Source organism: Chloracidobacterium sp. D, from assembly GCF_018304685.1.
Classification (GTDB): Bacteria; Acidobacteriota; Blastocatellia; order Chloracidobacteriales; family Chloracidobacteriaceae; genus Chloracidobacterium; species Chloracidobacterium thermophilum.
On record NZ_CP072634.1, the window covers coordinates 407,868 to 431,028 of the forward strand.

Consider the following 23,161-nt stretch of genomic DNA (forward strand, 5'->3'; position numbering starts at 1 on the left):
GACCTCATCGCGGCTTGTCAATGCTTTTGTTCATTCCTCGCCAAAGAGCGGGGTCTGGGCGGTTGCGCTGCGGAAACGGTGTGCTACGCCAAGGTGGGCATAGGCCGCGCCCGTAACGACCCGGCCGCGGGGCGTCCGGTTGAGAAAGCCAATCTGGAGCAGATACGGCTCGTAGATTTCCTCGATGGCATCCTTTTCTTCGTTGATGGCGGCTGAAATCGTCCCCAGTCCGACGGGGCCGCCATCAAACTTCTCGATGATGGTCAACAGCAGCTTGCGGTCAACTTCGTCCAGCCCAAACCGGTCCACTTCCAGGCGGTCCAGCGCCTCGGCCGCCACATCCGCCGTGATGCACCCATCGTAAATAACTTCGGCAATGTCCCGAACCCGCCGCAGCAGGCGGTTGGCAATCCGGGGTGTGCCACGCGCCCGGCGGGCGATTTCCGCTGCGCCGGCTTCGTCAATCGGCGTCTCCAGAATCCGGGCCGAACGCAGCACAATCTGCTGTAACTGCTCCGGCGTGTAAAAATCGAGGTGGAAGTTGATGCCGAAACGCCCCCGCAGCGGAGCTGTAATGAGACCGGCGCGGGTGGTCGCGCCGATGAGCGTAAAGCGTGGCAAATCCAGCTTGATGGAGCGCGCGGACGGTCCCTGTCCAATGACGATGTCGAGCTGAAAATCCTCCATGGCCGGGTAGAGAATTTCCTCGATGGCCGGCGACAGGCGGTGGATTTCGTCAATAAACAGCACATCGCCTTCCTGAAGGTTGGTCAGCAGCGCCGCCAGGTCGCCCGATTTTTCAATGACGGGGCCGGCCGTGGATTTGATTTCGACCCCCATCTCATGGGCCACGATCATCGCCAGAGTCGTTTTGCCCAGCCCCGGTGGGCCGCACAGCAGCAGGTGATCAAGCGGCTCGCCCCGCTGGCGGGCCGCCTGCAGAAAGACCGCCAGGTTGTCCGTGGCGCGGTTCTGTCCAATGTAGTCGCGCAGCCGGCGCGGACGCAGTGAAGACTCGAGGTTTCGTTCTTCACCGTCCGTTTCACCCGCAACAAGGCGCCGCATGGAAGTTCGGTCAGCAGACGACATGACTTGGCGTGTCCATCACTGTCCTCTCATCATCCCTGGCGGCTGGCCTGGCGGCTAGTTCTTGAAGCTGTTTGTGGGGCGCAATGGCGATGGCATCAGCCGGCGCGCATTCTCCGCCAAGCTCCGTGACTGTGGGACTTCGGCAATGGCGCGTTTGACAACCGCTTCCTCCCGGATAATGACTTCCTGCGCCGTGTCGAAGCCGTAGGCTGCGGTCAGAATTTCGCGCCGGAGTTGCTGCCGCAAAAAGGCGTCATTGCCTACAAGGGCCGTTGGCGCGATGCCAAATTCCTGGAGACGCGGCTGGGCAAAGGCTTTGAAGGCCGCCAGAAGCTGGTCGGTGATGGGGTAGTCGCTGTCCTGGAGCGTGTGGTTGTAGTCCACGTCACGCGGCACACGGTACTGGGCAAAACCTTCAACCTGCCCGTTCGCCAGCAGGCGGCCGAACAAAAAGGTCAGGCTCGTGAGCTGTCCCTGGGCAAGCGTGTAGGTTTCGCCTTTGACCTCGACATCCGGCGTGATGCCCAAACCGCCGTAAACAGTACGCTTGCCGTCAGTGAGGTATTTCGTCAGCCCATCCTTGCCCGTGGCTTCCGTGCGTGAGCGGCGGCGCTGATAGTCGTAGAGCGAAACATTGTCGTAGCGCCGCTGGATGAGGCGGCCCGTTGGGGTGTAATACTTGGCCGAAGTCAGGGTAAGGCCGTACCCGTCCGGCAGGCGGTAGGGCGTCTGGACCAGGCCCTTGCCAAAGGTGGTCTCGCCAACAAGCAGTGCGCGGTCGTGATCCTGAAGCGCACCAGCCAGGATTTCTGCGGCGCTGGCACTGCCACCGTTGATGAGTACCACCAGGGGAATGTCCTCTGGAGTGGGGTTGTTGGAAGTCAGGGCATTTTCGTAGGTCAGGCCGCGCGGCGTTCTTCCCCGAATGCTGACGATTTTCTGACCACGGGCGAGAAACAGCTCCGCAATGGCACGGGCGGCGTCCACAAGTCCGCCAGGGTTGTCGCGCTGGTCAAAGACAATAGCCTTGGCACCCCGTGCCTTGAGTTGGCGGACGGCAGCCGCGACTTCCTCCCCACTGGCCTGCGCGAAGCCACGGCGGAAGGCCAGATAGCCGACTTCCGGGGTCAGCATGAAGACGTTCGATACCGAAGGTTGCCCTACGGAGTCGCGGACGATGCGCACCGTGATCGGTGATGGCTCGCCGGGGCGGTTGACCGTAACCGTAACGGCCGTGCTGCGCAGCCCCCGGAGCCGTGAGCGTACCTTGGAGACATCCCAACCTTCAGTGGATTCGCCATCCACGGCAATGATTTCATCTCCATAGCGCAGCCCCGCCCGGTAGGCTGGCGTGTCGGCAATCGGCGACCAGATATAGACCTTGTTGCCGTGCTGCGTGATGAGCGAGCCGATGCCAGAGTAGTTGGCCTGCTGCTGGCTGCGGAACTCATTGAATTCTTCGCGGGTGAAGAAGTTGGAGTGTGGGTCGAGCGTCCGCAGCATGCCGGTGGCGGCTGCATCGCAGAGCCGCTCGTGGTCAATCGGCCCGGCATAGTGTTCCTCGGCCAGCGTCAGGGCTTCGACGTAGGCCGTAGTCACGGCCTTGCCTTTCCACACATCGCCGGGTTCCGGGCCAAGTCCAAACTCGACTTCCTGGGCCTGGACGAGGCCGCGTCCGCTTCCCCCGACAAGCACCGGGAATCCGGTGAGACACGTGACACAAACCAAACTCATGACACCGGCAGCCAACCGCGATGGGGTGCGAGGAACAGACTTCATAGGCATATCTGGGGTGGGTGAAGTTGAGAAGACACGACCCGCGCGCCAGCGGCAAGTCGTCAGGCAAACCGCCGCTCATTGTTGGACGTTACTCGCCACGGGTCAAGCCCTGGCTGGAAGTTGCTGACCCGAACGGTCATTGAAAAGCCTGCCCTACGCGCTATAGTCAAACCTTATCCGTGCTGCCAAGGGTAGGTCGTTCGTCTTATGCAAGCTTGCGTCATCACGCTTGGGTGTCAGATGAATGAGTATGACACCCATGCCATTCAGTCCCAGTTGGCCGGGGTGGGCTACTCGTTCGTGGACAACATTCACGAGGCTGACCTGGTGCTGCTCAACACCTGCGCCGTACGCGGCAAGCCGGTCGAGAAAGCCCGCTCCCTGCTCGGTGCACTGCGCAAGGAGAAAAAGCGCCGACCGGTGACGGTGGCACTGATGGGATGTCTGGCTCAGTTGCCCGAAGGACAGGCAATGGGGGCCAAATTCGGCGTGGACATTATGCTCGGACCCGGCGCCCTGACCGATCTCATCCCTGCACTTCGCCAGGGCAGGTTTCAAAGCTTTGCCTTCCGGGATGAACTGCGTGATTACGCGCCGCCGCCGCCAAAAGGCGCCCTTTCCGCCCACGTGGCCATCACACGCGGCTGCAACCACAAGTGCACCTACTGTATCGTCCCGACCACCCGCGGCCCGGAAGTGTCGCGGCCGGCAGCGGATATTCTGCGGGAAGTCGAAGCCCTGCGGGATGCCGGCGTGGTGGAAGTCAGCCTGCTGGGGCAGAATGTCAACAGCTACGGGCTGGAGCCGGGGCTGGGGCCGCACCGCAAGCTGCTGCCGGGCTTTCCTTCCTTTGCCGAGTTGCTGCGGATGGTCGGGCAGATTGGCATCCCACGGGTGCGTTTCATCACGAGCCATCCCATCAACTTTACGGACGACATCATTGCCGCCATTGCGGAGACGCCCGCGGTGTGCCAGTACATTCACCTGCCGGTACAGGCTGGCTCAAACCGGACCCTGCGCCGGATGGCGCGGGAGTACACGCGCGAGTATTACCTCGAACGCATTGCGGCAATCCGGTCGCAGTTGCCGGAAGCCACGCTTTCGACCGACATCATCTGCGGTTTTCCAGGCGAAACGGAAGCCGATTTTGAAGAAACCCTGACCCTCTATGATGCGGTGCAGTTCGACATGGCGTTTATGTTCGTTTACTCCGAACGGGAGGGAACGCCGGCCGCCAGGCACTTCGATGACATTCCGCACGCGGTCAAGGTGGCGCGGCTGATGCGACTCATCGAGCGCCAGAAGCACTGGAGCCTCATCAACTACCGGCGATGGGTGGGGCATCAGGTCGAGGTGCTCGTCAAAGGCCCGGCCCACGATGGGGATTTGATGCAGGGCCACACCCGTGGGAACCATACCGTTCTCGTGCCCCGGACAGTTGCCCCCAGGCCCGGTCTCTACACCGTCAACATCGCACACGCCACACCGCACCTGCTCTATGCCGAAGGCGCCGCGTTGCCGGAAAATCGCCCGGTCGCCACGGCGGCATGACACCCACGGGGCGACGAACAGGGAAGGCGTGTCTTGGCAGGCCGTAGGACAGGACGATGACCGAGGACGCACGCCGGCAGTGGCAGGCCGACATCATCCGGGCGCTTGGCGACGGCACGTTGCCAAAGCTCTATGAACAGATGGTGCTCAGCCAACGCACGCGACGCTTCGACTTGTTTCGCACGCCGTGTCGCCAGCCACCGGTCGTGCAGATTCAGCACACACTGCTGGGTATTGAGCTGAAGGTCGGACGGCGACGGTTGGGCTGCCCGGATTTGGCCACCGCCCGCTACCTGGCCGTGTTTGCCAGGCTGGGCGTGACTTCTGTTGCCGTGCCGTACGACATTTCACAGCTTCCACGGGTGGCCGACGCCTTTGAGACGGCCTGGCAGCGGATGTGTCTGGTTATCGAACAGCATCTGCAAGCCGTACCGGTACGGGCGCGGCGGCGCGCCCGGCAACAGTTTTTGGAGGAGGTCCGGCAAGCCGTTGAGGCATTAGGGGCCGGGGCGGTGCGCCCGACGTTCGTTCAGACCACACGCCAGCGCCCGCCGGCCGGCCGGTTGGAGTCATGACCGCCGTACCTTTCCAGACTTCCGCCTGGTGGAGTCGTTGGCACCAGTCAGTTGTCTTCCCATCACCACGGCGCACTGTTGTCCTGCTCATCAGTCTGGCGGTGGCGGTCTATCTCAACACCCTGGGCAATGCTTTTGCCTACGACGATGTTCCCACCATCGTCAACAATCCAAGTGTTCACCGAATGGATTGGTCGGCATTGTGGCGGCGCGGTTACTGGAGCCATGTCACTGGCGGCGGCGGCAACTATCGCCCTCTCACCGTCAGCACGTTTGCTGTGGAGTACCAGTTGTGGGGGGAACGTCCGGCCGGGTATCACCTGGTCAACATCCTGCTGCATGCTGCCAATGTCGCCTGGTTGTTTTACCTGTTGAGGCGCTACCGGGTTGCCGCTGGCTTGGCCAGCCTGGCGGCCGCGCTGTTTGCCGTGCACCCCGTCCACACCGAAGCCGTGGCGAATATCGTCGGGCGGGCTGAGTTGCTGGGCATGTTTTTTGGCGGATTGATGTGGTGGGCCTGGTTGCAGGGGCGTAAGGGGGGCCTCAAAGGATGGGGTTGGCGGGTGGTGTCTGCCGTGGCCTATCTGGCCGCAGTGTTTTCCAAGGAAAACATGATCGTGCTGCCGGCGGCACTATTCGCCGGTGAGTGGCTTGCCGGAAGGTTCCGTCGCGTGGGTGTTCGGCAAGCAGCCTGGCCGTTTATCGTCTTTCTGGTTGTACTGATACCGTATTTCTGGCTGCGGACGCTGGCCGGTGAAGGGGTTGAGCAGCAGGTTGAAATAGGCCATGTGCCGCTGACCGGGCGAAGCCTGTGGGAGCGGTGCATCATCATGGCCGGGGTCGGTGTGACCTGGTATCGCCTTGTGTTGATTGGTTATCCCTTACAGGCATTTTACAGCATTCGGGAGTTTGACCTGACCCCAAACCTTCAGTGGCGCGTCATTGTGGGATTTGCTATCACGGCCAGCCTGCTTGGTCTGGCGCTGGCATATCGCCGCCGCGCCCCCCTTGTGACGTTTGCCGTTGTGTTCTGGTTTATCACTTTGTCTGTCACGAGCAATGTCGTGTTGCCAATTGGAGCACTGCTTGCCGAGCGGTGGCTGTATCTTCCTTCCGTTGCCGCCGTACTGTTGGTGTCCATAGCGGCGTTGTGGGGTGTTCGCGCTGGCGGTGCCCTGCGGCTGGGGACGCTGGTTGGTATGACCAGCCTGCTCGTGTTCTACAGTGTTGTCACCGTGTGGCGAAACCCTGACTGGCGAAACAGCGTCACGATTTTTGAAAGCCTGGTGGCTACGGCGCCGAACAACCCTTCGGGCTACATGATACTTGGCCACGAACTTATGACGATCGATCCGGTGCGCGCACGCCAGCTTCTGGAAGCGGCCCTTGAACTGGACCCGGTCTTTCTGTCGCCGCAGGGCAGTCTGGCTGAGCTTGATTTGCGGGAAGGCAAGGCTACCGTAGCCCGTGACCGTCTGGCGGCGCTGCTGGCGCAGGAGCCGCCCAACCTGCCGACGCCAGCCGGGGAATGGGCGGAGTGGCACGCCCTGTATGCCAAAGCCCTTGCTTTGACCGGAGACCTTCCCCTGGCGCTCGAGCATGCCCGGATTGCTTCGCGCCAGTCACCAACCTCGTTGAAGGTGCTGTTTGAAACCAGTCAGGTCTTTTTGCAGGCCGGGCAGATTGAGGCGGCGCTGGCGGGTTTTCGTCAGCTCACCCTTCACGACCGCGATCACGGGCGGGCTTACAGTAACTTCGCCACGGTGCTGATCGAGCTGGAACGCTACGCCGAAGCCGAAGCTGTGTTGCTGGAGGGGTTGCAGCTAGTACCTGATAGTGAAGCTCTGCGGGCAAGGCTGGAATTTGTCCGTCAACGACGCGCTCAGGAAAAGCTCCCTTCGACGACCCGATCATCACCAAAGCATTCGGTCTTGAACACATCACCGTGAAGACATCGCTTTCACCACGCCAGATGGGTATCGCTGTGGTTGCGCTGGCCCTGCTGGTGTACGCCAACACGCTGGCCAACGGCTTTGCCTATGATGACATCAGCATCGTCCAGACCAATCCCTACATTACCGACTGGCGGCAGATACCGTGGCTGTTCACCAAGGGGTACTGGAGCCATAAATCCGGTGGCGTTGGTAACTATCGTCCCCTCACCATCGTCACCTTCACGGTGGAGTATGCCCTCTGGGGGCTGGCACCCCTGGGGTATCACCTGACCAACGTGCTGCTGCATGCAGCCAATGTTGCACTGCTGTTTGGCCTGCTCCGCTGTTACCGCGTCGCACCGGGCATTGCCGGCGTGGCGGCGCTGGTGTTTGCCGTACACCCGGTTCACACCGAGGCCGTGGCCAATGTCGTCGGGCGCAGCGAACTGTTAGGGATGTTGTTTGGCGGGCTGATGTGGTGGGCGTGGGTGGCAGCGCGGCGGGCAAAACGTCACCGGATCAAGGTTTGGGTCTGGCGCGGCGCAGCAGCCGTGGCTTATCTCGCGGCGTTGCTCTCCAAGGAAAACATGGTGACGTTGCCGGCGGCCCTGTGGTTGGCTGAAGTCCTGGCCGCGCGGCGGCGCTGTTTTCTCCGCGGTGCGCTGACCGCACGCCTGCGCTCTTTGTGGAAGGTGACAGCCTCTTTCTGGGTGCTGGCTGCGGCCCTCATCCCGTACTTCTGGTTGCGTTCCCTGGCTGGTGAAGGCACTGCCCAGATGCCAGGAGTTGGAGTGGTAACACTGGCTGGTTACACGCTTTGGCAGCGAGCCATCATCATGCTGGAGGTTGGGTTGATCTGGTACCGCCTGCTGCTGGTCGGCTACCCGCTGCGTCCGCAGTACGACGGCACGAATATCCCGGTCATTCCCGACTGGAACGAATGGAAGTTGCTGGGACTGCTGCTCCACGCCGGATTGGTGGCCGCCCTGTGGCTCACCTGGCGACGGGTCCCTCTCGTGGCCTTTGCCATTGGGTTCTGGTTCATCACCTTGTCTGTTGTGAGCAATGTGCCAATTCCGCTGGGCATGCTGGTTGGGGAACGCTGGCTGTATGTCCCGTCAGTTGGCTATGCCATTGCCCTTGGTTATGCTGTGTGGCTGGTTTGGAGCCATGCCCTCTGGCTGGAAGCCCGGCTCAAAGCCCGGATGGGGGCATCCCGGCACTGGCATCTGCGGGCTGAAGTCACGCGGCTGTGTCTCCTTCTGGTTGTGGCCAGCCTGGTGGGAAGTTACGTGTATCGCACGGCGCAGCGCAATCTTGACTGGCGCGACAACTACACATTGTTCAGCCGCTTCATCGAAACCGATCCACAGCACCCGATTGGTTACGTCAACGTTGGAGATGCCCTCGTTCGCTACCAGCCACAGCAGGCACGGGCCTTCTACGAGCAGGCATTGCGGGTGGAACCGCGTTCCATTTCGGCCAACATCATGCTGACGACCCTCGACATCGAGGACAACGCTTTCGAGCCCGCGCGGGCGCGTCTGGAGCGCATGCTTGTCAGGGAGCCACCGTATCTGGTGCTTCCCTCTGGTGAATGGGGGCTGATCCACGCCCTGTATGCGCACGTTCTGGCGGCACTCGGAGAACGGGAGGCGGCTTTGTCAGAAGCCCAAACCGCATTGCGCTATGCACCGGAAGGGCCTCAGCCGCTCTTCGTCGTTGGGGAAACCCTGCTGACAATTGGTGAGCGGGATGCCGCCATAGAGGTCTATCGTCGTCTGGTACGGTTGTTGCCGTTGGCACCCGTCCCCCATGCACAGCTCGGTATCCTGCTGCTCGAAACTGGCGATGCCAAGGCTGCCGAACGCGAACTGCGCCTTGCTGCCGAGCTTGCACCTGACAAACCTTTTATCAGGGCGTGGCTGGAGAAAGCCAGGCAGCAGGCCGCCTCACAGCCCTGACCTCCATTGCCCACCCGGTCGGCAGCCGTCTTGAAAAGACGAAAGCCCTGCACGGCGGCAGGGCTTGGAATGGATGCGGGGACGGGATTTGAACCCGTGACCTTTGGGTTATGAGCCCAACGAGCTACCGGACTGCTCCACCCCGCGGCAAGTCGTTGCCTGGTTGTGTCAGAAGGCCAACCAAGGCAGTCGCTATTCGTAGCTGTTTCCCGGTTGCGTTGTCAAGCTTTTTGAGGTGCTTGCACTCTGGAAAGCAGACAGCGCCTGAAGGACATCCTCTGCGACCTGTTCCGGCGGCGCGGTTCCTACCGGTACGCGGATGTCAGCCTGGGCATAGTCCGCCCGGCGCTGTTCATAGCGCAACCGGGCTTCATCCACAGAGGTCCACAGAGGGCGGCGGCCGTCCGGCACCACGCGCGTGGCCAGGATGTCAAACGGAACATCGAGCCAGACACTGCATCCGGTCTGGCGAATGTAGTTCCGGTTTTCAGGCCGCGTGAACGTTCCGCCCCCAAGGGCAACGATATTCCAGAGCAGGTCATCCTGACGCAGTGCAGCGCACACCTGAACAAGCGCCGCGTGCTCCCGCTGACGAAAACCGGTTTCTCCCTCCGTCTGGAACAGTTCCGGGATGGAGCGGCCGGCTGCCTGGGCAATCCGCTCGTCCAGGTCAATGAAGCGTCCACCGAGGCGGGCGGCCAGGTGCTGCCCAACGGTCGTCTTCCCAGACCCCATGAAACCAACCAGAAAGATGATGCCGGTTATGTCTGACGCCTGCTGTGTACGCTCCATGTGGCTGCGATCTCCACCCAATGCCGTTGCGGAAAACCTTGTCGTCCAGGCCGGTCAAAAGTAACATGGGCGCTTGTCGGACTGGCAGCCGGTGCGGCTGCCAGCTTGGGCGAGTTGGCGCAATTGTCTCGGGTTGATGAGAAAATCCATCCCACCGTTTGAGGCTCCCTGATCTCTGGTTTCTGGCGGTTCCTGTCTGTCGCACAGCCATGAAAATCGGTAACACGGTGTCGAATCTGCTGGTGGTTTCCCTGACTGGGGCAGGGAAGGGGCGTTCCCTTGTGCTGGATAAGGAAGCCGTCACGATTGGCGTCGGGGATGGATGTGATGTCGTCCTGGATGTTCCGGGTGCGGAGACCGCCGGGGCCGTGGCTGCCATCCGGCGCCAGGCACAGCGGTTGGAGCTGTTCGTGCATGACGCCGACCATTATTCATTTCGCATCAATGACGAACTGCACACCCCGGTGGATGGAACGCCCATTGCGCTGACCGATGGGGATGTCGTTGCTGTTGAGCCACGCCAGGTCGCTGCCGGCTGTGAGCCGGAGAAAGTCCTGCTCAAAGTCGTAGCCAAACCTCAGTCGGACGTGCCACCAGCCGCAGGGGTTCTTCAGTTTCCTGAAGTTGATGCTGGCGGGCAGCTCCATCCGCGAACCGCGACGCGCTTTCTCAAGGAACTGGTTTTTGCCCTCTACGCGGAGATGCCAGCCTGGGTACGGGCCGTGGCACTGTTGCTGACCGTGTTGATTCCGCTGTCGGTGATGTCGGCAACGGTGATCGTTTTCGTTTTCCTGTGGAACTACGCCAAGCTGACGGAAGACCTGCGGAGCAAAAACCGCGATTCAGGCATCCAGATTGACGTGCTGATGGAGGAGAACGAAAAGCTCAAAAACCGCCTCAAGGACTACGAGGAAGCCATCAACTTTGCACCCAAGATCGCGGCCAGCTACCGAGGTGGGGTCTGCCTCATCGTCGGAACCTATACCTACCGGGATGCCCAGCAGCGTCCCCTGCGCTACATTGACCACAGCTTTGATGACAGCCGGGCGCTCTCTGCCGATGGCAAACTCAACGTAAGCTTTGAAGGCACCGGCAACGAATTTTTCGAGGAGTTCAGTGGCACGGGATTTGTCGTCGCGGAAGGCGTTATCCTCACCAACCGGCATATTGCCCAGCCGTGGTGGACTGATCCTACCGACAAACTCATCACCCAACTCGGTGGAAAGCCTTACATCAAGGAAATTCAAGCCTACTTTCCCGAGCACAAGACACCCTTTGCCCTCAAACCAGTTGGCTTTTCACAGGAAAGCGATGTCGCCCTGTGCACCTTCAATCCGGGTGATGCCAGGATACCCATCCTGCCCATCGAGGGCTTTGAGAAAGATGAAACGAAGCCCCTGCCCGACATCACCGGCCAGGCCATCCTGCTGATGGGGTTTCCCAATGGCGTTGATGTGCTCGTGGCCCAACTCACGGATGGGCAGCTCAAACGCGATCTCGAACGGCGCTTCAGGGTATCTGAAAAGGCCATCCTGCTGGCCCAACGCGGTGAACTCGTCCCTCTCGTCACCCAGGGACACGTGACCCGGCTGGTTGCAGGACGCATCGTGCACGATGCCGCCACGCAGGAAGGTGGCTCCGGCAGCCCGATTTTCAACAGCACCGGCAAGGTCATTGGCATCAATGCCCAAGTCACGGTGGATGAAGGCGGCGGGCAGGTTCCCGGCAACAATCTGGCCGTACCGATTCGAGCCGCTTTCAAACTTCTGCGCGAAACGGGGAAGCCACTTGGTTGAAGCATCACGAGTCCAGCCGACACCCCGCTACCGGGTGCGCGCCCTGCTTTTCGATCTCGATGGCACCCTGGTGGACTCCCGCCGTGACTTGGCTACGGCACTCGATCTCACGCTGTGCGACCTGGGATTGCCGCCCCTTGGCGTCGAAGTGACGACGCACCTGGTTGGCGATGGAGCGCGCCGGCTCATCGAGCGCGGGCTAGCTGCCGCCGGTGCCGGGCCGGTGCTTTCGGACGCCTTTGTCAGCGCGGCCCTGGAACGCTTCAAAACACACTACGCCCGGCACCTGCTGGCGACGACCCGCGCCTACCCACAGGTCGGCCCGGTTCTCGAATACTTTGCGGCGTTGCCCAAGGCCGTGGTCACGAACAAGCCGGCCGGCTTCTCAGAAACGATCCTGCAGGGACTGGGGCTGCGGACGCATTTCGTAGCGGTCATCGGTGGCGATACGCTGCCGGAACGCAAGCCATATCCAGCACCGGTTCAGGCCGGACTCGCGGCCTGTGGGTGTATCAACCCGGCGGAAGCTGTCATGATTGGTGACAGCCCAAACGATATTCGTGCCGGACGCGCCGCCGGGACGCTTACCTGTGGTGTCACTTATGGCTTTCGTGCCTCGTCCGAACTGACTGAAGCCGATATACTCATTGACGACCTGACCCGCCTCACCGGGTTGTTGCAGCCGATTGCCGTCGGGAGGAGGACGTTACCATGACCCGTTACCGTCTGCTGGCCGTGGACCTGGACGGCACGCTGCTTGGCCCGGACAGCAAGCTGACCCCACGGACGCGCCGGGCCATGGAACGCGCCATTCAGGAATACGCAGTGGCTGTGGTCATTGCAACCGGGCGCCGCTTTCACTCGGCCCGCCCCATCGCCCGCGATGCCGGTCTCACCACGCCACTCGTGACACACAATGGCGCGCTCGTCAAAGACATCGAGACGGCAGCCGTTCACCACTACCAGCCGCTTGATGTGACCGTCGCGCGCGAACTCCTGGCGATCGGCAAAGCCTTTGGTGCTGACACCATTGCCCTGGATGACCCGGAAGGCGACGGGCGTATCCTGACCGATGGTGTTTCGGAGCGAAACACTGCGCTGCGCTACTACCTGGAAATCAACCGCCAGTATGTCCATCAGGTGGACGACCTGCGGGTGTTTGTGCAGGAACCCGTCACCCAGGTGATGTTTTGCGGTCCCTGTGCCGCAATGCAGTCCCTCGCGCAAGTGCTGGAACGCGACATGGCGACGGAAGCCCGGCTGTTGGTGACGACCTATCCGCACAACGACATGACAATTCTCGACCTTATGCATCCGTCCTGCTCAAAAGCCACCGGCATTGCCTATGTCGCTTCCCAGCTCGGCATTGCACGCGAAGAGATTCTTGCTGTCGGAGACAACTACAACGACCTCGACATGCTGCGCTATGCCGGGCGGGGGATTCTCATGGGCAATGCCGAACCGGAACTCAAAGCCATGGGATTTGAGCTGACGGCACCCAACACCGAAGACGGTGTGGCACAGGTCATCGAAACCTACATCTTCGGACAGCCCACGTCGCTGCCCAGTGAATGAATGGGCAGAGGTTTCCCAGAGTAGCCACGGGGCCATTGTCCCGACACGGTTTGTACCGTATGCGCATTCACATCCCACCACGGACACTCATCGCGCTGGCCGGCGCGTCGGGTTCAGGAAAGACGACCTTTGCCCGGCGGTGGTTTGCGCCAACCGAGGTGCTTTCCTCGGATGTGTTCAGGTCGCTGGTGGCGGACGACGAACGGGATCAGTCGGCGACGGGAGATGCCTTCGACGCCTTGTACTTTATTGCTGCCCGCCGATTGGCGCGGGGGAAACTGACTGTCGTGGACGCCACCCATGCGTATCCGTTCACACGAATGCGGCTGCGGGAATTTGCCCTGGCCCAGGGCGTCGAAGTGGTGTTGATCGTCTTTGACCTGCCGCTTGAAATCTGCCTGGCCGGCAACGCGGCGCGTCCGCACCGCCAGGTGCCACCGGAAGTCGTGGCGCAACAGCACGCGGCGTTGCGCCAGGCGCGTCCAGCCCTGGACGCGGAGGGTTTTTCCTCCGTCATCACCCTGGAAACCCCGGAGGCCGTGTCGTCTGTGGTGGTTGTCCGTCAACCACTCACTGTCGGGGAAGCCGCAGAGAGAAACGTTACACTGGGGGATGCCAAGGGCTGGTAGGCGCTGGTGCCGGTCTGTGATAGCGTGAGCTGGTCTGATTCAACGAGCGGAGAAACCAAGGTATGAAAACCGTGAAGTGTGTGCCAATGCTGTTGCTTGCGGCTGGGCTGCTGACTGCGGCCTGTGGCGATGCACCGCGCCCGGTATCCTCGAATGCACCGGCGCCAGCGGCAGGTGGTTATGGAGCTGGCACCCCGGCGCCGACGCCACCGGCCGGGCAGCCCCCAGCTTCGGTGCCGAATGCTGCGCCCAAGTATGGCGATCCGGTGACGGACGAAAACTTCATCAAGTTACTCAAACCGGAAACCCTGGCTCTGGTTGAAAAGGTTCGCAAGTGCCAGAAGGACTATGATGCAGCGCCACAGAACGCCGCCCTCAAGCGCCAGCTTGTCGCGGCCAAGGTCGAATATGGAAATGCCCTGCGCGATCTTGGACAAGCCGGGCCGCGCATTTACTATCCGGCGGCGCTGCGGATGTACCGGCAGGTGCTGGCTCTGGACCCCGACAACAAAGAGGCGCTGGAAAAGAAAAAAGAGATCGAACTCATCTACCAGAGTATGGGGCGGCCTATCCCGGACTAGGGCCTGAGACCGGGGCACCGGAGATTTGGGCGGCGCGTTGCCGCTTGTCCAGCACTTGGATATAGTTTTCGGGCGTGGTTCATAGTTGGTGTGATTTTCCCGCCCGCAAGACACCAGCGACGAGCCGTGAGCCTGTACCAGAAAGCCCGTGAAAGGCAAAAAGAGGTTGGGGGAATGAGCGCTGCTTCGACAACAACATCGCCTGTCCACACTGAGCCGGACACCCTGCAGGCTGCCCAGCAGCGTTGGGAAGCCACGACGTTGGCCAGGACGCTGGCCAGGATGCCGGAGAGCCGTTCGGACTTCACAACGGTTTCACTGCGTCCGATTCAGCGGCTTTACACGCCCAATGACCTCCCGGATTTTGACTACGTCCGCGACCTTGGCTTTCCCGGAGAGTTTCCCTACACGCGGGGGATTCATGCCACCGGCTACCGGGGCAAGTTGTGGACGATGCGCCAGTTTGCCGGATTTGGCTCGCCGGAGGATACGAATCAACGGTTCCGGTATCTGCTGGAGCAGGGGCAAACCGGATTGTCAGTGGCGTTCGACCTGCCGACGTTGATGGGGTACGACGCCGACAGCCCCTTTTCGCTGGGCGAAGTCGGCAAGTGTGGGGTCTCGGTGTCCAGCCTGGCCGATATGGAAACCCTGTTTGCCGGGATTCCACTCGAAAAGGTGACGACCTCGATGACCATCAATGCCCCCGCCTCGGTCATCTTTGCCATGTTCATCGTCACGGCCGAGAAGCAGGGGGCGGATTTACGCAAGGTTTCCGGTACGCTCCAAAACGACATTCTCAAGGAATACATTGCCCAGAAAGAATGGATTTATCCACCCCGTCCGGCGATGCGGCTGGTGACGGACAGTATTGCCTTCTGCGTCGAGCACATGCCGAAGTTCAATCCCGTGTCCGTTTCGGGCTATCACATTCGGGAAGCCGGCGCGACGGCCGCGCAGGAACTGGCCTTTACCCTGCGGGACGGCATTGAGTACGTCCAGGCTTGCATCGAAGCTGGTCTCAACGTGGATGACTTTGCCCCCCGGCTTTCGTTTTTCTTCAACGCCCACAACGATTTCTTTGAGGAAATTGCCAAGTACCGCGCAGCGCGGCGGCTCTGGGCGCGCATCATGCGTGAACGTTTCGGGGCGCAGCAGGAACGTTCCTGGATGCTCCGCTTCCACGCGCAGACGGCCGGCTGCACGCTGACGGCCCAGCAGCCGTACAACAACGTCGTGCGGGTGGCCATTCAGGCCCTGGCGGCCGTTCTGGGCGGCACGCAGTCGCTGCACACCAACTCGCTCGATGAAACCCTGGCGCTTCCCTCGGAGCAGGCGGCGACCATTGCCCTCCGTACGCAGCAGATCATTGCGCATGAAACCGGTGTCACCAATACCATTGACCCCCTCGGAGGGAGCTACTTCGTCGAAAAGCTGACCAACGACCTGGAAGCTGAAGCCCTCGATTACATCCGCCGGATTGACGCCATGGGCGGCATGGTGGCGGCCATCGAGGCCGGTTTTCCCCAGAAGGAAATTCAGGAAGCGTCGTACCAGTATCAGAAAGTCGTGGACAGCCGTGAAAAAATCATTGTCGGGGTCAATGGCTTTACCCAGTCGGAGACCCAGGAAGTGCCGCTGCTGCTGATTGATGAGCGTGCCGAGCAGGCCCAGCGTGAACGGCTGGCGGCGCTCCGGGCGCAACGTGACAACGCCGCGGTCAAACACGCTCTGCAGGCGTTGGCCGCGGGGGCGCGCACCAGCGCCAACACGATGCCGCTCATCATCGAAGCCGTGCGCGCCTATGCCACTTTGGGCGAAATCTGTGACTGTTTGCGCCCGGTCTTTGGTGAGTATCAGGAACCTGCATTTTAGTCCCATCCTTTGACACCTTGAGAAGACTCTGGCTATGGCACACATTCTTGTAATTGACGATGAGCCGGACGTGCGTTTGGCAACCGTGATGGCACTCAAGCACGGCGGACACACCACGGTTGAAGCTGATGGGGGGCTTCCTGCCATGCGCTTGTTGCAGCAGCAGGGGCCCTTTGACCTCATCGTGTGTGATGTGATGATGCCCGGAATGACCGGCCACGAAGTGTGCCAGCTCGTGCGTCTCAATCAGGCGACGAAAAACATTCCCTTCATTTTCCTGAGCGCCAAGCGGGACACCGAAGAGCGTCTGGAAGGCATTGGTCTCGGCGCCGATGATTATCTGGGCAAACCATTTGCGCTGGAAGAACTCCTGATTCGCGTCAACAGTGTCCTGGCCCGGCATCAGGCACTGGCTACCGGACGGGCAACGCCAGACCCGCTCCAGCAAGTTACCCTCGCCCAGTGTATCGATCTGGTGGTACGGCACAAACTGAGCGGCAAGTTGAACGTTCTGCTCAAAAGCGACCTGGGTGATAAGTCTCCCGTTTCGGGCGCCATTTTCTTCGAGGGAGGGCATGCCGTGCATGCCAGGCTCGAAGACCGTTTGGGCGAAGCTGCGGTACGGGAAATTCTGGCCTCGCCGCTTCTGATGTACTCATTTGAAGCGTATGAAGTGGCCGATCAGATTACGATGGCCATGGACATTACGCGGCTGATCAAGCGACACGGGTAAGCTCAAAGCAGCCGGGGAACGCTGCCGGCGCAGGTTGCAGGCACCTGACGGATGTAGTTGTGTGGCTTTCTTTGTCGGCACATCTTTCCCCGCCATTATGTCACCTGACGGGTTGGTTTCTCTATGGAGCGGACTTCTCCAACCACGGTTCCGCCAGCGGTTGTGCCTCGGCAGGCGTCGTCAGGGGAGCTGCCGTCCACGCCACCAACCCTCGATGAAATCGAGCGTGAACTCAATGAGCGTCTGAGCAAGCTTGGGTTGCCAGCCTTGGTGGCAAGCCACGTGGCGGCCCGTGAAACGGCTCCGCTGCGCGGGGAAGCCGGCCGCACCACGCAGGTTCTCAACCTGAGCGAGTTGCGGACGGCGCTGCGCCAGCAGGTGCGGATTGCGGAAATCAAGGACCAGATTGCTGTCGTCATTGCCGATTGGCACCGGGAGCAGTTCCGCACCGGTGAGATTCGCATTGCCGAGTTCGAGGTTCGGGCGGCTGACATCCTGCTTCCGTATTGCCGTGAGTTCATTCCCAACTTTCCGCCTGCCATGCGGCCGGTCGAACTGGCCGTGGACCTCAATCTGGAAACCATTCTTCGCACGACACTGCCGCGCGGACAAAACCAGGAGTTAACCCACGAGGTCATCGAACGCTGTGCGGTGCAGGTGCTCCAGTCCCTGCTCCGGCATCCGCTCATTCCACAGACGGCGGCCGACCGGGCTGAAGTCAGCCTTCAGACGACGGTTCTCAAGGACAAAAACGGCACGGCTGTGTACTCGCCGTCGGATGCGGCCTACCTCAAGCGCCTGATCGAGGAGCAGAACCTGCTGGATCGGGAAGGTGAGATTGGTTTGCTGGCCATGCTCATCAGCGCCCGCAAGTGGCAGAAAATCACGGATGACACGCTGTTTGCCGCTGCTGTGGAATACACCCTCGAAGCTCTGGCCAAACGCCGTGGTATCCCTACCATCCAGGTACGCAATCAGGGACCCGATCATCCCGTGGCCTACATCCTGGGTGAGTACATCCAGCATCACCTGTCTGAGTCCCTCGAAGGCCAGATTCACTTCGTCGAAAACTTTCTGACGGTGACGGCCAGGGCCCTTGCTGAGGACGGCCCCCGGTTCGTGGATGCCGTTTACCAGACTTACCTGCCCTTACTCCAGGAGGTTTTCTTCAACCTGCTTCCAGAAGTGCTCCATCGCTTTCTCCACAGTTTCGAGCGGGAGTTTCTGGGATCGTCCCTGACGTTGCGCAGCAAGCTTTTTTTGCTCAAGCGCGTCGGGGATTTCTGCGAACTGACCTTTTACTGTCACGATGCGGTACGCAAGTTTGCCACTCCGACCGGCGACATCTACGCCGTCGAGCGGCTGAACGAAGGCACAGCCCACTTTGCCCGGCGCAACGGGCTGCCGCTGGCCGAGGGCATGGATGTCTTCAATCAGCGCAACACCTTGGCTGAGTTACTCATCAGCGCCATCAAGCACCGGCGCTCCCTGTTTCCGGCCGCAGATGATACGGCAGAACGCCGGCTTCATTCTGAAAACCTGCTGACCGGGGACCTGCTCAACTGCCTCAACTACCTGCGGCGGGCTTTTGACTGTGACTATGCCCGGGCGCGGGAGAACAACTATGAGCACTACCTTCAGTGGCGAGGCTTGGTGCTTGAATGGAGCCGCACCTATGTCCGGCTTCTCACCGGACGGACGCCCAACGATGTCGAGCAGTATCACCTGGACGGGCTGGCCGCCTGGCACATCGAACAGGAGCTTTCCTTTACCAAGGTCAGTTTTCCCCTGCTGCTCTACACCGACCGGGAAGCCGGACTGTCCACTATGCGTCAGCCCCAGGACATTCTGAAAGAAGCGTTCCTGCGGTTCTGGCGGGCCTTTCACATCAGCGTCCTGACCCGTGCCCAGGAGCGTGCTGACCTCGAAGAACAAATCTTTTCAGGCGAGCCTTCGTCCCGGCATACCGCACGGGTGTCGGTGGATGATCTTGGCAAACGGGCCTTCCTGGCGCGCAGCGACCTGCCCATGGCGACCTACACTTTTGAGCGTCTGGCGCAGCACGTCACGCCCCAGACCCACGATGTGGCGGTGCTCACCCAATCCATTGAAATGGCGCTCGAACTCGGAAGCCAGGCGTACACCTACGAGGAGATGGTAGCTGCACGAACCTGCCTGCGGCGCATCCAGCGCCGACTCGATGACCTGCTTGTGTTGGGCGAGACCGAACGCGCCGAGTATCGCTCCCGGCTGCCAGCCCTGATTCGTGATCTCGAACGCCGGGAACCCATCCGTCTGGCCTCGTATCTGGTGGCGCTGAACGATCTGGAAAGTCTCGACCTGACGGACGAGCGGATTCTGACCGAGTGGAAAGCCCTGGAGACGACCATTCAGCGTCTCAAGCAGATTTCAGTGGCATTGCTCATGCTGCGTTCCCGTGCGGAACTCCGGGCATTAGCCCAGACGTTCGGTGAGTGGTATGCCGCCCTGCCGGAAGACACTGAACCGCCCGAACGCCGTACTTATGCCCAGCGGTGGCAGGACATCCAGGAGTTGGCCCGGCTGAGTTGGCCGGCGTGGCTCCTCCGCCGCTGGTTTCTGCATCTGGTCTGGACGCTCCAGTGTGTGAGCTCCGTAGCGGACTGGCATCCGCCGGAGACCTACCTGCTCGAAGACTTTCTGGGACTCGATACTCCACCCATACGTCTGCGCGACCAGGAACTGGTGCTTGCAACCTACCCGCTGCCAAAACTGACGCAGTTGGTCACGCAGCTCCAGGAAACCCTGACCGAACGCCTTGCCTCCGCTGGCGGCACCTACTACACCGACGAAGAGCGGGTCCTGCTCGAACGGCGGCTGCAACGCCTTGAGCGCCTGACCCACCGTCCCCCCTGGAAGGCTGCCCTGACCCGTTGGACTTACATCGTTCTGCGGGCGCTGGTGGCGCCTTTACGCCGCGCGCCATCCCCTGCGAAGGAAAGCCATCCGCAACGCTCATGAAGACGCTCCTGAAACGGCTGGGCTTTTCTGAAGCAACGCCTTCCGAAACGAGCCGTCAAAGCCTCGGTCAGCAGGGTGAACGCCTGGCGGCACACTTTTTGACCCGGTGCGGTATGCAGATCGTGGCTTACAACGTGCGAGTGCCGGTTGGACGAACCCGGACCGGTGCGCGCGTCTATGGCGAACTGGACATCGTGGCCTTCGATGGGCCAACGCTGGTGTTTGTCGAGGTCAAGACCCGGACAACAACCGACTTCACCACGCCGGAAAGCGCCATCACGCCCCGCAAGCAAGCCCGGCTGGCGCGTGCTGCCCGACGTTACCGCACCCTCATTGGCCCGTTTGACGCGCCATACCGCTTCGACGTGGTGAGCATTGTTGCTGCGCCGGGTGCACAACCGACCATCCGACTTTTCAGGGACTTTTTCCGGCCATGAGCGAACGTCCAGGTCTTGTCGTCCTGATTTCCGGGCGTGGGTCGAATTTGCGGGCCCTGGCCGAAGCTATCCGGCAGGGGCGTCTCCGGGCTACGTTGGCGGCCGTCATCAGCAACCGCGCAGATGCCCCAGGGCTGAATTTTGCCACGGAGCAGGGAATCCCAACGCATGTGGTCTCGCACGTCGGGTTGTCGCGCGCTGAGCACTCAGCCGCTTTGCTTGAGGTCATCCGTCCCTATAACCCCCGGTTCATCTGTCTGGCCGGCTTTATGCGGTTGTTAGCTCCGTCGTTTATCCAGGCTTTCCTACACCGCGTTGTCAACATTCACCCGTCGTTGCTCCCGGCTTTTCCCGGTTTGGACGCCCAACGTCAGGCGCTTGACTATGGTGTGAAAGTCTCCGGCTGTACCGTCCACCTCGTGGACGAGGAACTCGACCACGGCCCCATCGTCATGCAGTCGGCCGTGCCGGTCCTCGATGACGATACGCCGGAAACCCTGGCCACGCGCATCCTGGCCGCCGAGCACAAAACCTATCCGGCGGCTATTGAGCGATTGCTGTACGAACCCTGGACACTGGAAGGACGCCGTGTTGTCTTTCAGTCGGCACAGGGTCAGTCGTCCCAGGGAATATAGGCTTCGTAGTACGGGATTTGACGCGGCGGAATCCGGCGGGCAAACAGCCAGACCAGTGTCAAACCGGTCACAAAGCCGCCGATATGCGCCCACCAGGCTGTGCCGCCGCTCTGCGCCGTTTCAACGCTCAGCGTGGCAATGCCGGAAGCCAGGTTTTGCAGAATCCAGATACCGAGAAACACCCAGGCCGGGACTTCAAAGGTGTAGAGCAGGATGAAAATCGGCACCAGAACCAACACACGCGCATGTGGGTAGAGGCAGATGTAAGCACCCAGTACGCCGGCAATGGCGCCGCTTGCGCCGAGGCTTGGAATGTGACTGGTCGGGTCGGAGACAATGTGCGCCCCGGAGGCCGTAAGACCACACAGCAGGTAAAACACCAGGTACTTGACGTGTCCCATGCGGTCTTCGACGTTGTCGCCGAAAATCCACAGGTAGAGCATATTCCCCAAAAAATGAAGCCAGCCCCCGTGCAAAAACATCGAGGTGAACAGGGGAACGATGAGATCAGAAAGCTCGATGCGTCCCTGATTGTAGGGGCTGAAGTAGAGAAAGTATTCGTAGGGCTGGACGGCAAACTGGTAAAAGAACCGCTGAAGTTGCCGTTCGGTCAGCAGCAGCTCAAAGGCAAACGCCCCGGCATTCGCCACAATGATGCCAAGGGTGACAAATGGGAAGCGGCTCGATGGCACGTCATCGTGAATCGGAATCATCGGGCGTGCTTCTCCCTGCGTTCTGTCAGTGTGACACCGTTTGGGAAAACCTTATGGAAAGCCATAACATTCTGCTTCACGGACTGGCCCGTCCGCGGGCGAACTATCCCCATGCGCGGCGGGTCGGGAATTTCATTTTTGTCTCCGGGCTGTCGTCGCGGCAGCCGGACGACTCAATTGCCGGCATAACCCGTACGCCTGACGGGCGCATCATACGTGACATCGCCCGGCAAACCGAAGCTGTCATTGAAAACCTGCGGCTTGTCCTGCAGGCGGCCGGAGCTGACTTGGCGCAGGTGGTGGATGTGACCGTGTTTCTGGTGGACATGGCCGACTACGCGGCGTTCAACGCCGTGTATGACCGCTACTTTACGGCTGAAACCGGCCCGACCAGAACGACCGTGGCCGTACGCGAGCTGCCGCATCCGGATTTGCTCATCGAAATAAAAGCCGTGGCCTCTGTGCCTGCGCCCTAGTGCCGGTGCGGTTGGGCTATGAAGTCAGGTCGGAGACGAGGCGTGCCAGCCAGGGTTGCCGGTGATGCTCCCGGACGGCTGCTCCAATCCGCTTCATCCACTGGAGTTCTTCTTCTGACATCGGGCCGCGGTCAAGGGCGGTAAAGGCGGCTTCGAGTTCCTGGGCGTCTTTCGGCCCGGCCAGACAGACATCGACATTTGGGTTGGTTAGTACAAAACGGTAACAGTCAGCCGCAGTCGGCGTCGGTTCGCCCTTTGGTGTCAGGCGCGCATCGAGCAGCGAGCCCCAGCGCGTGGCGGTGTAAGCCACCACACCTACCCGGCGCTGGCTGAGGTAGGGAAAGACTTCGGTTTCAGCGCCGGGATGCGCGGCGTTGTACCGCACCATGATGGCATCGAACACCGGCTCACCGATGAAGGCTTTGAACATCTGCCGCTCGTGGCAGGAGATCATAATCGAACGTACCCGGCCGGACTCTTTGAGCCGCAGGGCGGCGTCGCGGATGCGGGGCGGCGGCATGTCATTCCACCAGCCCAGAAGCAGAACGTCGGCATAGTCGGTGTCGAGTTCCCGCAGGGCGGATTCGAGCGCAGGCTTCATCAGAAAACCGACGCGGGTGTACGTCTGCACGACGATGACGAGCCGTTCCCGGTCGCGCGCTGCCAGACGGCGGATGGCCTTGCCAAAGTCAGGACGCTGGATGGAACCCCAGTAGAGGTAGTTGATGCCGCGTTCGTAGGCGGCTTCGACTTCACGCGCGCCAATGCCGTAGCTCGAACCAAGCCCAATCCGGCTGACCTGCAAGCCGGTGTTGCCAAGCGGGACTCTTTCCAAAGCGGACACCATCGTTTTGGTCGGATGTCGGTAATCCGTAAAGCCGAGGACAAGAGAGGGTTGGAAAAATAGTGGGACTTGCAGGACTCGAACCTGCAACCAACGGATTATGAGTCCGCCCACGGGGGCGTTGAACAGTATTCATGCCGCCCCCGGAAAGTCAACAAAAATCAACATTACCCCTTGCTTTCC

General features: G+C 60.9%; 21 protein-coding genes and 2 tRNA genes. 16 read left to right on the forward strand and 7 right to left on the reverse strand.

Going from position 1 to position 23,161, the window contains the following annotated elements; all coding sequences use genetic code 11:
• Window positions 1-30: 30 nt before the first annotated feature.
• Both ruvB and J8C01_RS01720 read right to left on the reverse strand, forming a co-directional pair.
• The gene (ruvB, locus tag J8C01_RS01715; RefSeq protein WP_014098851.1) at window positions 31-1,065 is read right to left on the reverse strand and encodes a Holliday junction branch migration DNA helicase RuvB; all 1,035 of its coding nucleotides are present in this window, start codon (window positions 1,063-1,065) and stop codon (window positions 31-33) included.
• 78 nt (window positions 1,066-1,143) lie between these two features.
• Entirely contained in the window at window positions 1,144-2,868 is a 1,725-nt protein-coding gene (locus J8C01_RS01720; RefSeq protein WP_211432176.1) for a S41 family peptidase, read from the reverse strand.
• A 17-nt stretch (window positions 2,869-2,885) separates the two neighbouring features.
• On the opposite strand from J8C01_RS01720, the gene J8C01_RS15485 reads away from it, so the two are divergent.
• From J8C01_RS15485 to J8C01_RS01740, 5 genes are all read left to right on the forward strand, one after another.
• A complete protein-coding gene (locus J8C01_RS15485; protein ID WP_256444027.1) occupies window positions 2,886-3,011 on the forward strand; it encodes a hypothetical protein in 126 nt (41 codons plus the stop codon).
• A gap of 64 nt (window positions 3,012-3,075) precedes the next feature.
• Window positions 3,076-4,419 (forward strand): tRNA (N6-isopentenyl adenosine(37)-C2)-methylthiotransferase MiaB, encoded by a 1,344-nt coding sequence (gene miaB, locus J8C01_RS01725; protein ID WP_049787444.1) that lies wholly within the window; start codon window positions 3,076-3,078, stop codon window positions 4,417-4,419.
• Window positions 4,420-4,475: 56 nt separating this feature from the next.
• Window positions 4,476-4,994: a hypothetical protein gene (locus J8C01_RS01730; RefSeq protein WP_211432177.1), complete on the forward strand. Its 519-nt coding sequence runs from the start codon at window positions 4,476-4,478 to the stop codon at window positions 4,992-4,994.
• Complete coding sequence (locus J8C01_RS01735; protein ID WP_211432178.1) at window positions 4,991-6,943, forward strand: tetratricopeptide repeat protein; 1,953 nt, start codon at window positions 4,991-4,993, stop codon at window positions 6,941-6,943. The genes J8C01_RS01730 and J8C01_RS01735 overlap by 4 nt, the downstream gene beginning before the upstream one ends.
• The gene (locus J8C01_RS01740) at window positions 6,940-8,892 is read left to right on the forward strand and encodes a tetratricopeptide repeat protein (protein ID WP_211432179.1); all 1,953 of its coding nucleotides are present in this window, start codon (window positions 6,940-6,942) and stop codon (window positions 8,890-8,892) included. The genes J8C01_RS01735 and J8C01_RS01740 overlap by 4 nt, the downstream gene beginning before the upstream one ends.
• Window positions 8,893-8,962: 70 nt before the next feature.
• Here J8C01_RS01740 and J8C01_RS01745 read toward each other — a convergent pair.
• Together J8C01_RS01745 and J8C01_RS01750 are read right to left on the reverse strand one after the other, a co-directional pair.
• A tRNA-Met gene (locus J8C01_RS01745) sits at window positions 8,963-9,039 on the reverse strand.
• A gap of 45 nt (window positions 9,040-9,084) precedes the next feature.
• Complete coding sequence (locus tag J8C01_RS01750) at window positions 9,085-9,684, reverse strand: shikimate kinase (RefSeq protein WP_211432180.1); 600 nt, start codon at window positions 9,682-9,684, stop codon at window positions 9,085-9,087.
• 209 nt (window positions 9,685-9,893) lie between these two features.
• Here J8C01_RS01750 and J8C01_RS01755 point away from each other — a divergent pair, with 209 nt between their 5' ends.
• The 10 genes from J8C01_RS01755 to purN all read left to right on the forward strand — a co-directional run bounded on the left by J8C01_RS01755 (window position 9,894) and on the right by purN (window position 20,945).
• Entirely contained in the window at window positions 9,894-11,480 is a 1,587-nt protein-coding gene (locus J8C01_RS01755) for a trypsin-like peptidase domain-containing protein (protein ID WP_211432181.1), read from the forward strand.
• Entirely contained in the window at window positions 11,473-12,195 is a 723-nt protein-coding gene (locus J8C01_RS01760; protein WP_211432182.1) for an HAD-IA family hydrolase, read from the forward strand. Before J8C01_RS01755 ends, J8C01_RS01760 begins: the two co-directional genes overlap by 8 nt.
• Window positions 12,192-13,055, forward strand: a complete 864-nt coding sequence (locus J8C01_RS01765; RefSeq protein ID WP_014098860.1) for a Cof-type HAD-IIB family hydrolase — start codon at window positions 12,192-12,194, stop codon at window positions 13,053-13,055. Before J8C01_RS01760 ends, J8C01_RS01765 begins: the two co-directional genes overlap by 4 nt.
• 59 nt (window positions 13,056-13,114) lie before the next feature.
• The gene (locus tag J8C01_RS01770; protein WP_211432183.1) at window positions 13,115-13,684 is read left to right on the forward strand and encodes an AAA family ATPase; all 570 of its coding nucleotides are present in this window, start codon (window positions 13,115-13,117) and stop codon (window positions 13,682-13,684) included.
• A gap of 62 nt (window positions 13,685-13,746) precedes the next feature.
• On the forward strand, window positions 13,747-14,265 hold the full coding sequence (locus tag J8C01_RS01775; protein ID WP_014098862.1) for a tetratricopeptide repeat protein: 519 nt from the start codon (window positions 13,747-13,749) through the stop codon (window positions 14,263-14,265).
• Between the two features lie 174 nt (window positions 14,266-14,439).
• Window positions 14,440-16,140 (forward strand): acyl-CoA mutase large subunit family protein, encoded by a 1,701-nt coding sequence (locus tag J8C01_RS01780; RefSeq protein ID WP_211432184.1) that lies wholly within the window; start codon window positions 14,440-14,442, stop codon window positions 16,138-16,140.
• A 34-nt stretch (window positions 16,141-16,174) separates the two neighbouring features.
• A complete protein-coding gene (locus tag J8C01_RS01785; protein ID WP_211432185.1) occupies window positions 16,175-16,873 on the forward strand; it encodes a response regulator transcription factor in 699 nt (232 codons plus the stop codon).
• 123 nt (window positions 16,874-16,996) lie between these two features.
• A complete protein-coding gene (locus tag J8C01_RS01790; RefSeq protein WP_014098865.1) occupies window positions 16,997-19,873 on the forward strand; it encodes a hypothetical protein in 2,877 nt (958 codons plus the stop codon).
• Window positions 19,870-20,310 carry a YraN family protein gene (locus tag J8C01_RS01795; RefSeq protein WP_014098866.1) on the forward strand — a complete coding sequence of 147 codons (441 nt, stop codon included), beginning with the start codon at window positions 19,870-19,872 and terminating at the stop codon, window positions 20,308-20,310. The genes J8C01_RS01790 and J8C01_RS01795 overlap by 4 nt, the downstream gene beginning before the upstream one ends.
• Window positions 20,307-20,945, forward strand: a complete 639-nt coding sequence (gene purN, locus J8C01_RS01800; RefSeq protein ID WP_014098867.1) for a phosphoribosylglycinamide formyltransferase — start codon at window positions 20,307-20,309, stop codon at window positions 20,943-20,945. The genes J8C01_RS01795 and purN overlap by 4 nt, the downstream gene beginning before the upstream one ends.
• On the opposite strand, the gene J8C01_RS01805 is transcribed toward purN, so the two are convergent.
• A complete protein-coding gene (locus tag J8C01_RS01805) occupies window positions 20,924-21,658 on the reverse strand; it encodes a rhomboid family intramembrane serine protease (protein WP_014098868.1) in 735 nt (244 codons plus the stop codon). The genes purN and J8C01_RS01805 overlap by 22 nt on opposite strands.
• 53 nt (window positions 21,659-21,711) lie before the next feature.
• Here J8C01_RS01805 and J8C01_RS01810 point away from each other — a divergent pair, with 53 nt between their 5' ends.
• Window positions 21,712-22,134: a RidA family protein gene (locus tag J8C01_RS01810; protein ID WP_014098869.1), complete on the forward strand. Its 423-nt coding sequence runs from the start codon at window positions 21,712-21,714 to the stop codon at window positions 22,132-22,134.
• A 16-nt stretch (window positions 22,135-22,150) separates the two neighbouring features.
• Here the strand turns inward: J8C01_RS01810 and J8C01_RS01815 are convergent, their stop codons facing one another.
• A complete protein-coding gene (locus J8C01_RS01815; RefSeq protein WP_014098870.1) occupies window positions 22,151-22,981 on the reverse strand; it encodes an aldo/keto reductase in 831 nt (276 codons plus the stop codon).
• 60 nt (window positions 22,982-23,041) lie between these two features.
• Window positions 23,042-23,134 (reverse strand) — tRNA-Ile (locus J8C01_RS01820).
• Window positions 23,135-23,161 lie beyond the last annotated feature (27 nt).